11 protein-coding genes are annotated in these 16,218 nt (G+C 62.4%); 9 read left to right on the forward strand and 2 right to left on the reverse strand.

Going from position 1 to position 16,218, the window contains the following annotated elements:
* The first annotated feature begins 77 nt into the window (after window positions 1–77).
* The gene (locus tag AC0L2Y_RS23220; RefSeq protein ID WP_473559725.1) at window positions 78–899 is read left to right on the forward strand and encodes a UDP-2,3-diacylglucosamine diphosphatase; all 822 of its coding nucleotides are present in this window, start codon (window positions 78–80) and stop codon (window positions 897–899) included.
* 127 nt (window positions 900–1,026) lie between these two features.
* Window positions 1,027–2,244 carry an MFS transporter gene (locus AC0L2Y_RS23225; protein ID WP_473559727.1) on the forward strand — a complete coding sequence of 406 codons (1,218 nt, stop codon included), beginning with the start codon at window positions 1,027–1,029 and terminating at the stop codon, window positions 2,242–2,244.
* On the opposite strand, the gene dgcA is transcribed toward AC0L2Y_RS23225, so the two are convergent.
* Window positions 2,215–3,198: an N-acetyl-D-Glu racemase DgcA gene (dgcA, locus tag AC0L2Y_RS23230; RefSeq protein WP_473559729.1), complete on the reverse strand. Its 984-nt coding sequence runs from the start codon at window positions 3,196–3,198 to the stop codon at window positions 2,215–2,217. The genes AC0L2Y_RS23225 and dgcA overlap by 30 nt on opposite strands.
* A 78-nt stretch (window positions 3,199–3,276) precedes the next feature.
* Here dgcA and AC0L2Y_RS23235 point away from each other — a divergent pair, with 78 nt between their 5' ends.
* The 5 genes from AC0L2Y_RS23235 to AC0L2Y_RS23255 all read left to right on the forward strand — a co-directional run bounded on the left by AC0L2Y_RS23235 (window position 3,277) and on the right by AC0L2Y_RS23255 (window position 8,227).
* The gene (locus AC0L2Y_RS23235; protein ID WP_473559730.1) at window positions 3,277–4,461 is read left to right on the forward strand and encodes an ABC transporter permease; all 1,185 of its coding nucleotides are present in this window, start codon (window positions 3,277–3,279) and stop codon (window positions 4,459–4,461) included.
* A gap of 1 nt (window position 4,462) precedes the next feature.
* On the forward strand, window positions 4,463–5,281 hold the full coding sequence (locus AC0L2Y_RS23240; RefSeq protein ID WP_292660913.1) for an ABC transporter ATP-binding protein: 819 nt from the start codon (window positions 4,463–4,465) through the stop codon (window positions 5,279–5,281).
* Between the two features lie 13 nt (window positions 5,282–5,294).
* Window positions 5,295–6,668, forward strand: a complete 1,374-nt coding sequence (locus AC0L2Y_RS23245) for an MlaD family protein (protein WP_473559733.1) — start codon at window positions 5,295–5,297, stop codon at window positions 6,666–6,668.
* Between the two features lie 37 nt (window positions 6,669–6,705).
* Window positions 6,706–7,362: an ABC-type transport auxiliary lipoprotein family protein gene (locus tag AC0L2Y_RS23250; RefSeq protein WP_473559735.1), complete on the forward strand. Its 657-nt coding sequence runs from the start codon at window positions 6,706–6,708 to the stop codon at window positions 7,360–7,362.
* A gap of 337 nt (window positions 7,363–7,699) precedes the next feature.
* Window positions 7,700–8,227: a c-type cytochrome gene (locus AC0L2Y_RS23255; protein WP_473559737.1), complete on the forward strand. Its 528-nt coding sequence runs from the start codon at window positions 7,700–7,702 to the stop codon at window positions 8,225–8,227.
* A 317-nt stretch (window positions 8,228–8,544) separates the two neighbouring features.
* Here the strand turns inward: AC0L2Y_RS23255 and AC0L2Y_RS23260 are convergent, their stop codons facing one another.
* On the reverse strand, window positions 8,545–15,126 hold the full coding sequence (locus tag AC0L2Y_RS23260) for an apolipoprotein A-IV repeat region-like domain-containing protein (protein WP_473559738.1): 6,582 nt from the start codon (window positions 15,124–15,126) through the stop codon (window positions 8,545–8,547).
* Window positions 15,127–15,411: 285 nt separating this feature from the next.
* On the opposite strand from AC0L2Y_RS23260, the gene AC0L2Y_RS23265 reads away from it, so the two are divergent.
* Complete coding sequence (locus AC0L2Y_RS23265; RefSeq protein WP_292660938.1) at window positions 15,412–15,780, forward strand: Hpt domain-containing protein; 369 nt, start codon at window positions 15,412–15,414, stop codon at window positions 15,778–15,780.
* A 97-nt stretch (window positions 15,781–15,877) separates the two neighbouring features.
* Window positions 15,878–16,198 (forward strand): 2Fe-2S iron-sulfur cluster-binding protein, encoded by a 321-nt coding sequence (locus tag AC0L2Y_RS23270; protein WP_352491609.1) that lies wholly within the window; start codon window positions 15,878–15,880, stop codon window positions 16,196–16,198.
* The last annotated feature ends 20 nt before the right edge of the window (window positions 16,199–16,218 follow it).

Raw genomic sequence — 16,218 nt, forward strand, 5'->3', positions numbered from 1 at the left:
GCTGGACCAATCGCAACCGTCATACGGTTGTTGCATGAATCGGGGCATAGCCTCACCGAAAGCAACGGTGACAAATAATGTCCGGCGCAGAGCCCCGCACTTTCCGCAGCATGTTCATCTCCGACGTCCATCTCGGATCGAAGGCGGCGAAGGCCGAGTTCCTGATCGATTTCCTGCGCCATCACGATGCCGATATCATCTATCTCGTCGGCGACATCGTCGACGGCTGGCGCTTGAGACGGAGCTGGCATTGGCCGCAGAGCCACAATGACGTCGTCCAGAAGTTGCTGCGCAAGGCGCGCAAGGGCGCCAACATCACCTACATCGCCGGCAATCACGACGAGTTCGCGCGCCAATTCCAGGGCGTTCATTTCGGCGGCATTGTCGTGGCCGACCGCGCCATCCATGAGACCGCCGATGGCAAACGCTTTCTTGTCATCCATGGTGACCAGTTCGACACCGTCGTCCACAATGCGCGCTGGCTCGCCTATCTCGGCGACTATGCCTATGACGCGGCGATGCTGGTCAACCGCGTCATCACGCGCCTGCGCCAGGTGCTCGGCCTGCCTTACTGGTCGTTCTCGTCCTGGGCCAAAGTCAAAGTCAAGAAGGCGGTGAATTTCATCGGCTCGTTCCAGACCGTGCTGACCGAGGAGGCGCGCCGCTCGCATGTCGACGGCGTGATCTGCGGGCATATCCACCATGCCGCGATCGAAAGCTATGAGGATGTGCAATACATCAACACCGGCGATTGGGTGGAGAGCTGCACGGCGGTGGTCGAGCATTTTGACGGCCGGATGGAGATCTTGCACTGGGCGCATGTCCTGCCGGAGACTCCGGTCGGCAGCGAGGTGCTCGTGCCGATCGACATCAAGGGCAGGGCAGTCCAGGCGGCTTGACCAGACCCGGCTTCATCTCGCCTCAATCGGTTAGTCCAGCGGTTTCATCGACTTTTTGGCCGTGTTAAGCAGCGACAGGTGTGGCGAGCCGACCCGGCTGAATGCCGTGCCGACGGATCGCCTGTCAATGTCCTCGCTGCCGCCGCTTTCACCCGAACAGCTCGTCAAGCCACGCCATTTCGAACTGCGCATGAGCTTGATCTTCTTCACGCTTTTCGTGCCGCTCGGGACGCATGTGCCGTATTTCCCGCTGTGGCTGCAGGCGAAGGGGTTCCATGCCGAGCAGATAGCCGTGATCCTCGCCGCGCCGATGTTCCTGCGCGTGGCGACGACGCCTTTTCTTACCGCTCTGGCAGACAAAGCGAGCGACCGCGCCAATGTCTATGTTGCGCTGGTCGCCGCATCGTTGATCCTGTCCGCCGGCTACTTCCTCCCGCCGACCTACGCAATGGTACTTGCCGTATCCCTGGCGCTGACGGTCGTCTGGACGCCGCATTCGCCGATTGCCGATTCGCTCGCCCTTTCAGGTGTCCGCCGCTTCGGCTCGAATTACGCAAGCATGCGCAAATGGGGCTCGATCTCATATCTCTGCGCCAATCTCGCCGGCGGTTTCATCCTCTCGGCAAGCGGTGCCGAGGCTGTCCCGGTGATTATCTTCGCGGCGCTGTGTGCCGCGCTGGCCGCCGGACTGATCGCGCCGCGCCTCGGCCGTCCGCGCCGCGCCTCGCCGCTTTCGGCCGCCGATATGCAGCAATCGGCACCGAAACTCCTCAACCGGTACTTCCTCTATTTTTCGACGGGCGTCGGGGTCATCACCGCCAGCCACGCATTTCTCTACGGCTTCGTGTCGATCTACTGGAAGTCGATCGGCATCAGCGATTCGGTTGTCGGGCTGCTGTGGGGGTGGGGCGTCGTCGCCGAGATATGCATGTTTGTCGTCTTCACCCGAGCTTTCGCCTCCTTCTCGGTCGTGTCGATCATGCTGATTGCCGGGACAGGCGCTATCGTGCGCTGGATCGCGTTCCCTCTGATCTGGCCGCTTGGGCTTGGCGTTGGCGGGTTTTTCGCGATCCAGACACTGCACGCCGTTTCGGTGGCGCTGGTGCTGATCGGCCTGCAAAAGATGATCGGTGAGACAATCGCGGAAGAACGCACTGGGGCGGCGCAGGGCATCGCCTATTTCTCCAACGGCTTCTTCATGGCCGTGGCGACGCTCATTTCCGGTCCTCTTTACGACCGCTTCGGCGCGAATGGCTTCTTTGCGATGATCCCCATCGCCCTGACGGGCCTGGCGCTGATCGGGCTTGCGGCGCGTTCAGCCCCACAGCGCCGGCTCGGGCGGTGACACCAGCGAACCTTGGTAGACGAGACCGAGAACGCGGTCGCGGGCCAACAGCAACGGACCATCGAGATCGACGAAATCGGCACCCTGCGCCAACAGCACGGCCGGCGCCATCGCAAGCGATGTGCCGACCATGCAGCCGACCATGACGCCAAGACCCAGTTCGCGGGCGCGGTCGCGAAGCACGAGTGCTGCGGTCAGGCCACCCGATTTGTCGAGCTTGATGTTGATGGCGTCGTAGAGGCCGACAAGCGCGTCGAGGTCCTTCGCCTCGTGCACGCTTTCGTCGGCGCAGATCGGCACCGGATGCGCGATGTGGCGAAGAATACCGTCATGTCCCGCCGGCAGCGGCTGTTCGATCAAGGCGATACCGTGCTCGGCGGCAAAGGCGAGGTTTGCGACGATATTGCCGTCAGTCCAGCCCTCATTGGCGTCGAGAATGATTCGGCTGTCGGGTGCTGCCGCCGTCACTGCACGGATGCGGGCGATGTCGTTGTCGCCGCCGATCTTGACCTTGAGCAACGGGCGCTGGGCGTTGGCGCGGGCTTGCGCCGCCATCGCTTCCGGCTCGGCGAGCGACAATGTGTACGCCGTCTCGAGTGATCGTAACGGAACGGTTCGTATCGTATGCGCCACCGGTGTTCCGCTGATCTTCGCTTCCAGGTCCCAGAGCGCGCAGTCGATGGCGTTGCGTGCCGCACCGGCAGGCATGGCATCGAGCAGGGCGATGCGGCTGATGCCGTGCGCGATCTCGCTGCGCATCGCTTCGATCGCGTCGCGCACACCCTCCATGGTCTCGCCATAGCGCTTGTAAGGGACGCATTCGCCGCGCCCTGTATGGCCATTTTCGCTGACGGCGCAGGAAATCACCTCAGCTTCGGTCTTCGAGCCGCGCGAAATGGTGAATGTCCCGGCGATAGGAAAGCGCTCGGCCTCGACCGAAATGACACGCGCCATATTTTTCTGCTCCGGCTGTGCAACAAGGAGGATGTCGGCAAATCGACAGGTCGGCCCCGTCAGGCTAAACAGGACGCCATGTTGACCATCCGCAAACGCGACGCAAGCGGCCCTGCCAAGGAGCCCGACCACCAGCCGCGCATCGCGATCGGCGAGGAGGGCGGTGTTCTCGGCTGCGTTTTCTCGGGAACCTGGACGACACGCACAGTGGCGCTGGTCGACGCCGAGATGCGCAAGATCGAGAAGCGCGGCGGTTTCAAGACGCTGGCGCTAGACCTTTCACAAATCGAGAAGATGGACACTGCCGGGGCCTGGCTGATCGACCGCCTGGTCAGCAGCTTCGAAAAGAAGGGCGTCGAGATCACGACGCAGGGGCAAAGCGAGATCGCCTCGATCCTGCTTGGCGCCGTCGGTGATGCGGTTCGACGGGAGCCCGAATCAGGTCCGGCAAAGCCGCCCAACTTCATCATTCGCGGGCTCGAGGCGGTTGGCCGGCGTGTTTATGAGATGCGCGACGATTTCCTGGCCGCAATGAACATCCTCGGCGCCACGATACGCGGCTCGCAGATGAAGCTTGGCCGCGGCCATGGCGTCAATATGGCGGCGATCTTCAACCAGATCGATCGCATGGGCGTCGGCGCCATACCAGTGGTGGTGCTGATGTCGGCTATCGTTGGCGCAATCGTTGCCCAGCAAGGCGCCTATCAGCTCAGCTATTTCGGCGCCGACATCTTCGTCGTCGACCTGGTCGGCGTGCTGATCCTGCGCGAGCTCGGCGTGCTGATGACGGCGATCATGATCGCCGGCCGCTCCGGTAGCGCGATCACCGCCGAGATCGGCTCGATGAAGATGCGCGAGGAGGTCGATGCGCTGAAGGTCATTGGCCTCAATCCCATCGGCGTGCTGGTGTTTCCGCGGTTGGTCGCGCTGGTGATCGCACTGCCTTGCCTGACGATCATCGCCAACTTTGCCGCGCTGGGCGGCGGCATTCTGGCTGCGTGGCTCTACTCCGACATTGCACCGGCGGCGTTCATCGACCGGTTGCGTGTCGCCATCGATCTCAGCACCATCTTTGCCGGCCTGATCAAGGCGCCGTTCATGGCCATGATCATCGGCATAATTGCCTCGGTCGAGGGCATGAAGGTTGGCGGCAGCGCCGAATCACTTGGCCAGCATGTGACCGCCTCAGTGGTGAAGTCGATCTTCGTGGTCATTATCCTCGACGGGCTTTTCGCCATGTTCTATGCAGCGATCGAGTTCTGACATGGCGCTGCCGGGCACAAACACGACCAAGGTGGCCGAGAAAGCCAAAGAAGACGAGATCGTGCTGTCGGCGCACGACATCACGGTGTCGTTCGCCGACCAGGTCGTTCTCGACAAATTGACGCTCGATATCTGGCGCGGGGAGATTCTCGGCTTCGTCGGTGCCTCGGGTGCGGGCAAATCTGTTCTCTTGCGCACCATCCTTGGCTTGACGCGCAAGCAATCGGGAACAATCAAACTGTTCGGCGTCGACGTCGAGAAGGCAACTGAAAGGGAGCGCCTTCGCATCGACATGCGGCTTGGCGTGCTGTTCCAGCATGGCGCCCTTTTTTCGGCGCTGACGGTCCTCGAAAATGTCCAGGTGCCGATGCGCGAATATCTCGATTTGCCGAAGAAGCTGATGGACGAACTTGCCATGCTCAAGGTCGAGCTGGTCGGATTGCCTCCGGATGCGGCGCAGAAATTCCCCTCTGAGCTCTCCGGCGGCATGATCAAGCGTGCCGCCTTGGCGCGCGCCCTGGCGCTCGATCCAGATATCGTTTTCCTCGACGAGCCGACGTCCGGGCTCGATCCGATCAGTGCGGCTGAGTTCGACGAATTGGTCGTCAAGCTGCGCGATACGATGGATTTGACCGTGTATATGGTCACGCACGACCTCGACACGCTGTTTACGGCGTGCGACCGCGTGGCGGTGCTTGGCAACAAGAAAGTGCTGGTCGAGGGCACGATCGACGACATGCTCAGGAGCGAGGAACCCTGGGTAAAATCCTATTTCCGCGGAAAACGCGCCCGGCAACTTGATCTTGCGACGCGCGCATAGCCATAAGTGAGCGATGGAAACCAGGGCCAACTACGTCATTGTCGGCATTTTCACGCTGGCCGCGATCCTCGCGGCTTTCGCTTTCGTCTATTGGACGGCGGCAATCGGCGAAAAGGGTGAGACGACGGTGCTGCGCGTGCGCATTCCAGGCTCCGCTTCGGGGCTTGGCCGTGGCAGCTTCGTGCTGTTCAATGGCGTTAAAGTCGGCGACGTGCGTCGTGTCTATATCGACGTCGACAATCCGACCGCTGCTATCGCCGACACCGAAATAGATCGGAATACGCCTATCACCAAGTCGACTCAGGCCGATATCGGGCTTGCCGGCCTCACCGGCCAGGCCAATATCGAGCTCAAGGGCGCCGATCCCAAGGAGCCAAAACTCCTCGACGAGGCGGAAAAGGAAGGCCGTGTCGCCGAGATCGTTGCCAACCCGTCGGCGGTCACCAACCTGCTGCAGACGGCGCAGAACATCTTCACCCGTGCCGACAAGGTCCTTTCGGAGCTCGAAGGCTTCACCAAGGATGTTCGCGGTCCGCTGACGCAGACCGTCGCCAATGTCCAGACGTTTTCCGATGCACTGGCCAGGAATGCGGACGGCGTCGACAAGTTCCTGGCCAGCGTCAGCTCGCTGGCGGACGAACTGAAGGGTGTTTCGGGCAAGCTCGACGGCACCCTGAAGGCGGCGGAAGGGCTACTCAACGCCGTCGACAAGGACCAGATCAAGAGCATCGTCGCCAACGTCGACACGGTCACTGCCAACCTCAAGGAAACCAGCAAGCAGTTCGACACCGTCATCAAGAACGTCGACACCGCGGTCGGCTCGATCAACGACTTCGCCCAGAAGACGCAAGGCACGCTGGCCAAGGTCGACGGCGTTCTCGACGGCATCGATCCGGCTGAGGTTCGCACCGCGCTGGCCAATATCCAGAAGGCCAGCGAAAATGCCAACGAGGCTGCCGCCGACATTGCCAAGGTGACCAACAAGTTCGCCAACCGAGCCGACGACATCGATGAAACCATCAAAGACGCGCACCAGCTCGCAGGACGCCTCAACGATGCCTCGGTGCGAGTCGACGGCATCCTTGCCAAGGTCGACAAACTGCTCGGCTCCGGCCAGGCCGACGGCGTCATGGCCGACGCCCGGGCGACGCTGAAATCGTTCAAGCAGGTCGCCGATACGCTGAACGCCCGTCTCGGTACCATCACCGACAATCTGGCGCGATTCTCGGGACAGGGGCTGCAAAACGTCGAAGCGCTGGTCCAGGACAGCCGTCGTTCGATCAACCGCATCGAAGAGGCGGTAACCGATCTCAGCCGCAACCCACAGCGGATCCTGTCCGGCGGCGAGGGCGAGGTCCGGCAGTTCGACGGCAGGGTGCGCCGTTGACTTCGATCCCCGACCACAGCAAGAACATAGCTTGCAGATGCGCGTTGTTTCCACGATCCGGGGGGGATCGCGTTTGAAGTCGATCAGCTCAGGCAGCATCACATCGGGTGGGTCTAAGGTTTGGGCGGTGTTGCTGGCGCTTTCGCTAGCAAGCTGTGCGGCCTTGCCGGGCGGCGGACCGGCGCCGCTGGATACGTTCGAGCTTTCGGCGCCGTCGCTGGAAGCGCGTGCCCGCAGCCGTCGCCAGATACTCATCGCCCAGCCGTCGGCGCTCAAGGCGCTGGATAGCCAGAACATCGTCATCAAGCCATCGCCGCGATCGATCCAGTATCTCAAGGGCGCGCAATGGGCCGACCGGCTGCCCATGATCGTACAGGCGCGGCTGGCAGAGACGTTCCAGCGCTCGGGCAGCTTCACCGGCGTCGGCAAGCCAGGCGAGGGGCTGGCGATCGACTATCAGGTGATCGTCGAGATCCGCTCGTTCGAGGTGCGTGTCGATGGCGGCCAACATGCCGAGGTCGAGCTGTTCGTGCGCCTGTTGAACGACCGCAACGGTGAAGTGCGCGCTTCGAAGACGTTTAGCGCCATCGCGCCCGTTTCGGGCGGCGGCAACCAGGCCTATGTCGGCGCGCTCGACGCCGCGTTCGGCGATGCGGCCGGGCAAATCGTCCGCTGGACCGATACGGTGATCTGACGCGGCCGGAACTGCCGGGCGCAGCTAGGATCAAACTCAATCATCTGACTGCCGCCAATGGCCGAGATGGGCGGTAAGTTTCCGTTCGGCTCATCTGCCAGGACGAGCACGTTGCGCCAAAAGAAGGCGAAGGCGTTGTGCGTCGGCTAGCGAGCTTCGTAACAGTTGCTCAACCGGACACGACAAGTGCCGACGGTCCAACTGATCGCTGATGGTTAATACGTCCTGGCCATGCTAAAATTTGACGCCCCCGACGTGGCCAAATCGGGGAATTGCGACCAGGTTACGACGCGGGAGGTCGATGGACAAACCACGAACAGACCACAGGGAGGAAGCAATGTTTCGGACACTAACTCATCTTGCATTCTTGACAGCGTCGATTGTTGCCCTGCCATCTTACGCGGCCATGGCCGACGACACACAGATTGCGCGCGGCGAATATCTGGCTACGATTGCCGGCTGCAGCGACTGCCACACACCCGGTTACTTCTTCGGGAAGCCGGACATGTCGCGCTTTCTTGGCGGTTCAGATGTGGGCTTCGAGATTCCTGGTCTTGGTGTCTTTGTCGCCCGCAATATCACGCCTGACAAGGAGACCGGTATCGGAAGCTGGACCCCGGAGCAGATCGTCACCGCGATCCAGACCGGCGAACGGCCGGACGGCCGCATGCTGGCGCCGATCATGCCTTGGCGCGATTTTGCGCATCTCACCGCGGATGACGCCATGGCGATCGCGGCATTCCTCCAAAGTGTGAAGCCGGTCAGCCATCAGGTTCCCGGCCCGTTCAAACCCGGGGAAACGGTGTCGGCTTTCATGATGCGGATTATGCCGCCGGGGGAAGCCGCAGCCGCTGCAACGAAGTAGGGCGGCTTTGATCGGAACGAGATTTCTCGCCGAATAGTGGGTGAATGTACCGCCTTGGAGATGGTGAGGCCGATATCGGAACGGCAGAAATGGGTCGAACTCGGTCGTTCAGAGTGTTTGGTTTTTGACCCTAGAGCATTCTGCCCAATGGTGTTACTTGGCACCGCAGAAATGCGGCTAAACAACAGATAGAGCAGGATGCCTCGTTCATTTGAACGCATCCTGGGCTGTCGCTTCATGTGTTGATAGGATGAAGATCGGCACGGCGCGAAAAAGGCGGGAAATTCCCGCCTTTTTCATGCTCCATTGTCGCCTGATCAATGCAGGCGGCCGCTGGCGTGGGCCAGCATGGTGTAGACCTTGCCGGTATCCGAGGTCAGGTAGGTCTGCGCCATGATGTTGTCGCGGTCGTTGCGCGACACGTCCTTGAGCAGCTTTTCGAAATCGTCGCAGTAACGATCGACAGCTGCGCGGAACTCCGCCTCCGACTGATATTTGCGGCGGATTTCGTCGAACGTCTGCTGGCCCTTCAGCGTGTAAAGTCGGCGCGTGAAGACGTCGCGCTCGCCGCGCCGGTAGCGGTTCCACAGCTCGATCGAGGCATCGTGATCGATGGCGCGTGCGATATCGACCGAGAGCGAGTTCAGCGATTCCACGACATGAAGCGGCGAACGCGCGGCGGGAGCCGGGCGCGGCGCTTCGGCGGGCGCTGCCGGCTTGGCGTCGTCTTCGCGCGATGCACCGGTCAGGAGGTCACGCACCCAACCGCCCTGCGGCGTGCGGCCGTTGGGGTCGCGCTGGCGCGGCGCTTGGTCTGCGGGACGTTCGAGGTCGAGCGTACCGCGCAGCGCCGTCTCGCCCGCAGGTGCCTGCGGTGCACGGCGCTGTTCGGGAGCCGGAGCCGGGCGACGTGGCGGTTCGGCGGCGCGTGCGGCAGGCGCTTGCGGCGCCGGACGCAGGTTGCGCTGTTCCGAACTGTCGGTGCCGCGCCCAGATTTGGCAACGATTTCAGAAAGCTCCTTCAGCGCGTTGATCTGCTCGGAAACGGCACGGCGGATAGCCGTGGTGGATTCCTTTGCCTCTTCCGGCATCTCGATGACGCCCTTCTTGAGCTCGGCGCGGGTGAGGTCGAGCTCGCTCTTGATCGAGCCGGCGGTACGCCGCATCTCCTCGGTCGCATCGGCAAATCGCTTGGTGGCCGAATCGACTACTTCGGAAATCGCGGTACGGATCTTGTCGGCGGATTCCAGCGTCTTGCCTTCGGCGTTCTGCAGTGTCTGTCCGACCAGATTCTCGAACGAGCGCATGACCCTTTCGAGATCTTCCGATTTCTTGACAAGGCCGACGGCGAGGTCCTCCAGCGACGATTGCCTTTCGAGCGTGTGCTCGAGATTGCTCTGGGCCGAGCTCAACAGGTCCGAGGCACTGGAAAGCAACCGGCTGTGCTCGTCGAACTTGGTGGCGATTGAAGCAACCTCGCGCAAGGTCGACGACGACAGCTCGGTGAGCCGCGTCGTGTTCGAATCGACCAGGCGCGCCGAACTGGCGAAGGTCTGCGCGGTCTTTTCCGTGGTCGCGGCGAAGCTTTGCGTGCTGCCGGTCAGGCGTTCGTCGACCTGGCCGAGATTGGTCGCGGCCTGCTCGATCAACTGACCGAGCTGCGAGCTGGAGGTGGTCATGCGGCCGATGAGGTCGGCAACGCTGTCGGCAAGCGTCGAGCGCGCACCTTCGACGGCCGACAGGGTTTCGGCCGTACGGCTGGCGAGGGCGTCGACGAGGGCAGCGTTTTGAGTGCGCAGCTTCTCGGTCGCACGTTCGGTGACCTCTTCCATGCTCTTTTGCAGCTCGGAGCCGCCCTGGGCGAAGCGCTCGACCAGAGGCCGTGCCGTCTCGTCCAGGATTTTCGATATTTCGGCCGAACGTGCCGCAAGCATCGTACTGAGCTCGCGAGTATTGGCACCGATGGTCTTTGCAGCGTCGTTGGTGCTCTGGCCGATATGCTGGCCGACCGCGGTGAAGGTTTCGGCGATCGTGTTGGCACGCGAGACCAGCTGCGCCTCGGCATTCGAAACCTGTTCGTTGAGCTTTTGGCCCATTGTCTCGGCGGAGTAGGCGAGGCGGTTCTCGACGCTGGCGACCTGCTCCTCGACGCGGGCGGCTGTAACAGCAGCACTCGATGCCAGGCGTTCGTCGGCACCGGCAAGCACCTGCTCGATTTCACGGGCATGGACGGCGAGTTCCTGGCCAGTCTGCCTGGCGCGTTCGGCAACCCGTTGCTCGGTGCTGGTGAAGGCGCCGACAATGGTGTCGGCGTGTTCGCCGATGGCGGTGCTGCTGTCGGCAATGCGGGACACCAGACGATGATCCGCCTCCTCGAAGATGCGGCCGATCTCGGACGCACGGGCCGAAAGTGCCTCGGAGCCTTCGGCAATGCGGGAAATAAGTTGTTGGTCGGCGGCATCGAAAATGCGACCCAGATCCGAGGCGCGTGCCGCGAGCGCTTCGGCGGATTCGCCGATGCGCACGCCCAGCCGCTCGTCGGCTGTTTCGAAATTGCGCAGGATGTCGCCGGCACGTGCGGCCAGCGACTGGGCCGTTTCGATGGCGCGAGAGACCAGCCTGTGGTCCGCCGCGTCGAAGGTGCCGGCAATCTCACTTGCTCTGGCTGCCAGCTGATCGGCCGTCTCCTGGGCACGCGCGAGCAAGGTGTTCGACGTGTCGTCGACGCGGGCAATCAGTGCGCTCGACGTATCCTCGGCGCGGGCGGCGAGGCGACGATCCGCCTCTTCAAAGGTGCGGGCGATGTCCTCCGCCCTGGCGAGCAGGGCCGCCGAGGTCTGCTCGGCGCGCTCGGCGATCTTGCGGTCGGCATCGCTGAATGCGGCGCCCGCCTGCTCATGCAGTGCGCTGGTGACTTCCATGACTTTTTCGCGCAGCGCCCCGGCGACGAAGACCGCGCTTCTTTCGAGCACACTGCGAACGTTGTCGACACCCGTCGACAGCGCCCGCTCCATGGTGCTGGCGCGCTCCTCGATGACGCCTGTCTGCCGGCTGAACACCTGCTCGATCTTTTCTACGTCGGCAGCGATTGCATCGGAGATGTCGGTGCTCCTGGCGGCGATCTGGTCGATATGGCCGGACAGCGAACGGTCGACATCCTTGCGCGTTTCGGCGAGCCTGGAGAGATCGTCCTGCAATGCGCGGGTCAGCATGTCGCGGCCCTCGCTCAGCTTGCCGACATGACCGGCGACGATCTCGTCGACCTCGCTGCGGCTCATTGCAAGCCTTTCCAGATCGGCTTCCAACGCGCGCCTGAGGATGTCGCGGCCTTCCGCCAGTTTCTCGACCTGGCCGGCAACCAGCCCATCGATGCTCGAGCGGCTTTCGGCCAGCTTGGCGAGATCGTCCTCGAGCGCCTTCGACAGCGTCGAGCGGTCCTGGACAAGCTTCTCTGCGTGGGTTGCGACAAGGTTGTTGACATTGCCGAGATCGGCTTCCAGGGCACGCGAAAACTGTGCGCGATTGTCGGTCAATAGCTGCGACTGGTCGGCGATGGCGCCCCTGATCGTGCTGAGATCGGCCTCCAAGGCCCGCTTGAGGATGTCGCGGCCTTCGGCCAGTTTCTCGACCTGGCCGGAAACCAGTCCGTCGATGCTCGAGCGGCTTTCGGCCAGCTTGGCAAGGTCGTCTTCGAGCGCCTTGGTCAAGGTTGAGCGATCTTCCGCCAGTTTCTCGGACTGCCCCGCAATAACATCCTTGATGGTGTTGAGATCGGCCTCCAAAGCGCGCTTGAGAATGTCACGGCCTTCGGCCAGTTTCTCGACTTGGCCGGAAACCAGTCCGTCGATGCTCGAGCGGCTCTCGGCCAGCTTGGCAAGATCGTCTTCCAGCGCGCGCTTGAGGATGTCGCGACCCTCGGCCAGCTTCTCGACCTGGCCGGAGACCAGCCCGTCGATGCTCGACCGGCTCTCTGCCAGCCTGGCGAGATCGTCCTCGAGCGCCTTCGAAAGGGCCGAACGGTCCTCGGCGAGCTTGTTCATATGATCGGAGACGACGCCCCGCACGGCCTCGAGATCGGTCTCCAGTGCCCGCGACAGCTGACCGCGATCCTCCGCCAGCTTCTCGGATTGACTGGCGATGACGCCCTTGACGGTGCTCAGATCGGCTTCGAGCGCGCGCTTGAGGATGTCGCGGCCTTCGGCCAGCTTTTCGACCTGTCCGGCAACCATCACATCGATGCTCGAGCGGCTTTCGGCCAATTTGACGAGATCGTCTTCGAGCGCCTTTGAAAGGGTCGAACGGTCCTCTGTGAGCTTGTTCATGTGATCGGAGACAACGCCCCGCACAGTCTCCAGGTCGCTCTCCAGTGCCCGTGACAACTGGCCACGGTCTTCCGCCAGCTTTTCAGACTGGCTGGCGATGACGCCCTTGATCGCGTTCAGGTCCGATTCAAGCGCGCGCTTGAGGATGTCGCGGCCTTCGGCCAGCTTCTCGACCTGGCCGGCAACCAGCCCATCGATGCTCGACCGGCTTTCGGCCAGCTTGGCAAGATCGTCTTCAAGCGTCTTCGAAAGCAGGCTGCGGTCATCGGCGAGCCTGCCAGAATGATCGGCGATCAGGCTCCTGATGTCGGACAGGTCGTTATCGAGCGACTGGGAAAGGCCGCTGCGGTCTTGCGCCAATTTCGCCGAATGCGCCTCGATGAGGCCATTGATGCCGGCGATGTCGGCTTCCAGCGCACTGGCGAGTATGGCGCGGCCCTCGGCGATCTTTTCGACTTGACCGGCGACTAGGCCGTCGATGCCGGCGCGACTCTCTGCCAGCTTGCCGAGGTCGGCCTCCAGCGCGCGCGAAAGGATGCTGCGGCCTTCGGCGAGCTTGCCGACGTGCCCGGCAACCATTTCATCAATCATCGTACGAGCTTGCACGAGTTTTCCAGAGTCTTCGTTCAAGGCCTGGGCAAGCCTGTTGCGACCCTCTTCAAGGCTTTCGAGATGGCTGCCCAGCGAAGCGTCGATCGCTGCGCGCGATTCGTTGACCTTGCGCAGATCCTCCTCAAGGGCGCGCGAGATAAGGCTGCGGCCTTCGGCAAGCTTCTGCACCTGGTTGGCCACCGCTGCGTCGATTTCGGCGCGACCCTCGGCGAACTTCGCCAGATCGGCCTGCATTGCCGCCGCCATCCGGTCGCGGCTTTCGGAAAGCTTGTGGCTGTGGTTTTCGACGGCTTCCTCGATGCCGGCGCGAGCCTCGGCAAGCCGCTGGATGTCCGTATCGAACGAACGCGATACGACATGGCGTGCCGCCTCCATGCGCCCGGCTAAATCGCCGGCGCGGGCCTCAAGCATCGTCGAGGTCGATGAAATGATGTCGGCCATGTCGGCGCCGATCTGGGTCTTGCCCTGATCAATCATCGCCGACAGCGTCTCCTTGCTGTCCTGGAAGGTGTGGGCGATTTCGCGCGCGCGCTCGACCAGCGTCTCGTTGATCTGGCGTGCGCGAGCCTCCAGCGCGGCGTTGAGCTTCTGCGTACCGGTGTCGAGCGCCTCGGCGCGGGTCTGGAACTCGCTGATAAGCGCCTGGCCACGTTCGGCAAGCGTCCGCTCGATGCCGTTGAGGCTGGCTTCGAATTCGGAATTAAGTGTGCGGGCGGCACCGCCGAGCAGCGACACCATGCCGCTCGTGCGGTCGTCGAGCAGGTCGGTCAGCGACCGCGTCAGGCCATCGGTGGTGTCCGTCAGCTTGGCGATGCGGGTGTCGAGCAGGCTGGCGAAGGCCTCGCCCGACGTCGACAGCCGATCGGTGATCGATTCGAGCCGGCCTTCCACCGAATCGAAGATCGACATCGAGCTTCCGTTGATCCTGTCGATCAGCGTGTCGCCGGATTCGTTGATCGTCATCGACAGCTTGGTCGAGGCGTTGAGAATGCTGTCGCGAATGATATCGCTGGCGGCGTTGATCTCGTCTTTCAGCGTCTCATGGGCGCCGGTGATCGAGGCGCGCACGCGCTCGGCATGGGTGACGACCGCTTCGCGCTCGCTGCCCAGCCCGTCGACCAGCGAGCGGATGCGCGACTCGTTCTCCGAATAGGAGCGCTCGATCTGGTTCACCTCGCTGTGAACCAGCGTTTCAAGCTCGACAGCACGCGCAAGCGTGCGTTCGATGCCTTCGCCCATGGCCGCCACCTCGCGGCGAACCGCTTGGCCGATCATCATGACGCGATCCTGGGCAAGATTTTCCGGCTCGGCCAGACGGAAGGCCACCTCGGTCATCGACTGCGCGGCAAGGCGCATCTCCTGAGCGCGGCGAATCATCACTGCGAATGCCCAGAACAGGATGACGGGCACGATTGCCGCAACCGCCAGGCCGATCAGCTCGGGACGGGCGAAAAACTGATCGAAGGTGCGGATGTTCCAGATGCCAGGTCCGAACAACAGGTTCGCAAGGCCACCAGCGCCGGCGATCCAGGCCAGCGAAACGAAAGCCACGACCCAATAGATCGTGTTCGAGGCGCGCCGATTGAGGGTGTGCAGGAGCGTCTTATAGTCTTTTTGACGATCGTCGTTGGCCGGCGAGAAAGCTGCCGGCTGCGAGCCATTGCGCGTTGCGACAGGACGCAACTCAGCCGGCTTGGCTTTTGGCGCGGGATTTGCGTTCTGGCTTTGATTGGCGACAGGTGCCGCGTTCTGGGTCTGGTCCGGGGCCGGCGGTTCGTTCTGGCTGCGACCTTCGCGTGCCAGCTCTTCGGCGGCTTGCGATATTTGCGCTTCCAGATCTTCCATGGATGCCGCCATGTCGAAGTCGCCGCCGGCATCGCCGCTCAGATCGATATCAAGTGCCTTTTCGAGTTCCCTGGCTACGTCGCTGTCGAGCGTTCTTGTCGTCGTTGGTTTCTTCGCCATGCCTTCGCTACCCTGTACAAGCTGCGGCGGGACTTATGGTTCTGCTTATTGATTCTGCCTAGCGTGTCCCGCGCAGGAGGCTGAAAATGGACCTGTCGTATCGTAATGACACAGCCGGGTAAAGAAAACATGCATTCCGGCCGATACGTAAAACTTTAAATATAAGGTTAACACAGCCGTGATTCCGGCGCCGTTATCGCGACATTTTTCCGGGCCAATCATTAACCCGTTGTCCACCGGATACGCCTAGTTTTTGCGGCGGTCGAAGAACGGAGTCTCAAAGTGATACGTGGCGAAAACGGCATTGCCTTCTCGATGCCAGGCGGCGACGTGTCGGGGACAGCCGGGGCGCGGCCGATCGACCTGGCGCATCTTGCGCGCCAGACGATGGGCGATCGGAGCCTCGAGCAGGAGGTGCTGGCTCTATTCGTGCAGCAGGCGCTGTCGGTGCGCGACAAGATCGTCGATGCGGATGTTAGGCAGCGGCTGTTATTGGCACACGGGCTCAAAGGCTCGGCGCGCGGGGTCGGCGCCTTTGCCATTGCCGATTGCGCCAGCGCGATCGAATGCCGGCCCGAAGACGCCAGCACGCTGAAGCGGCTTGGCTCGCTGATCGAAGAAGTGCGGGATTTCGTCGCCGCCATCAGCCGATAGGACTTATCTCCAAAACGCCACGCAGCGGCGCTTTCGCGCCGCAGTTGACTTGTCCGCCAGAGTGATTATGTCGGCTCAGACTCCCTTCAGGTGACAAATGACCAAGCTGACCTTCATCGCCCATGACGGCACGCATTTTGACGTGGATGCCGAAAACGGCTCGACCGTCATGGAAAATGCGATCCGCAATGCGGTGCCGGGAATAGAAGCGGAATGCGGCGGCGCCTGCGCCTGCGCGACCTGCCATGTTTATGTCGACGAAGCCTGGACGGCGGAGGTCGGCGAGCCGGAAGCCATGGAAGAGGACATGCTGGATTTCGCCTACGAGGTCCAGCCGAATTCGCGGCTGTCATGCCAGATCAAGGTGCGCGACGCCCTCGACGGGCTGATCGTGCGCGTGCCGGCCCGCCAGGGCTGAAGCCGATTTTTGCCGCTGCC

It is taken from the genome of Mesorhizobium sp. WSM4830 (assembly GCF_055811495.1).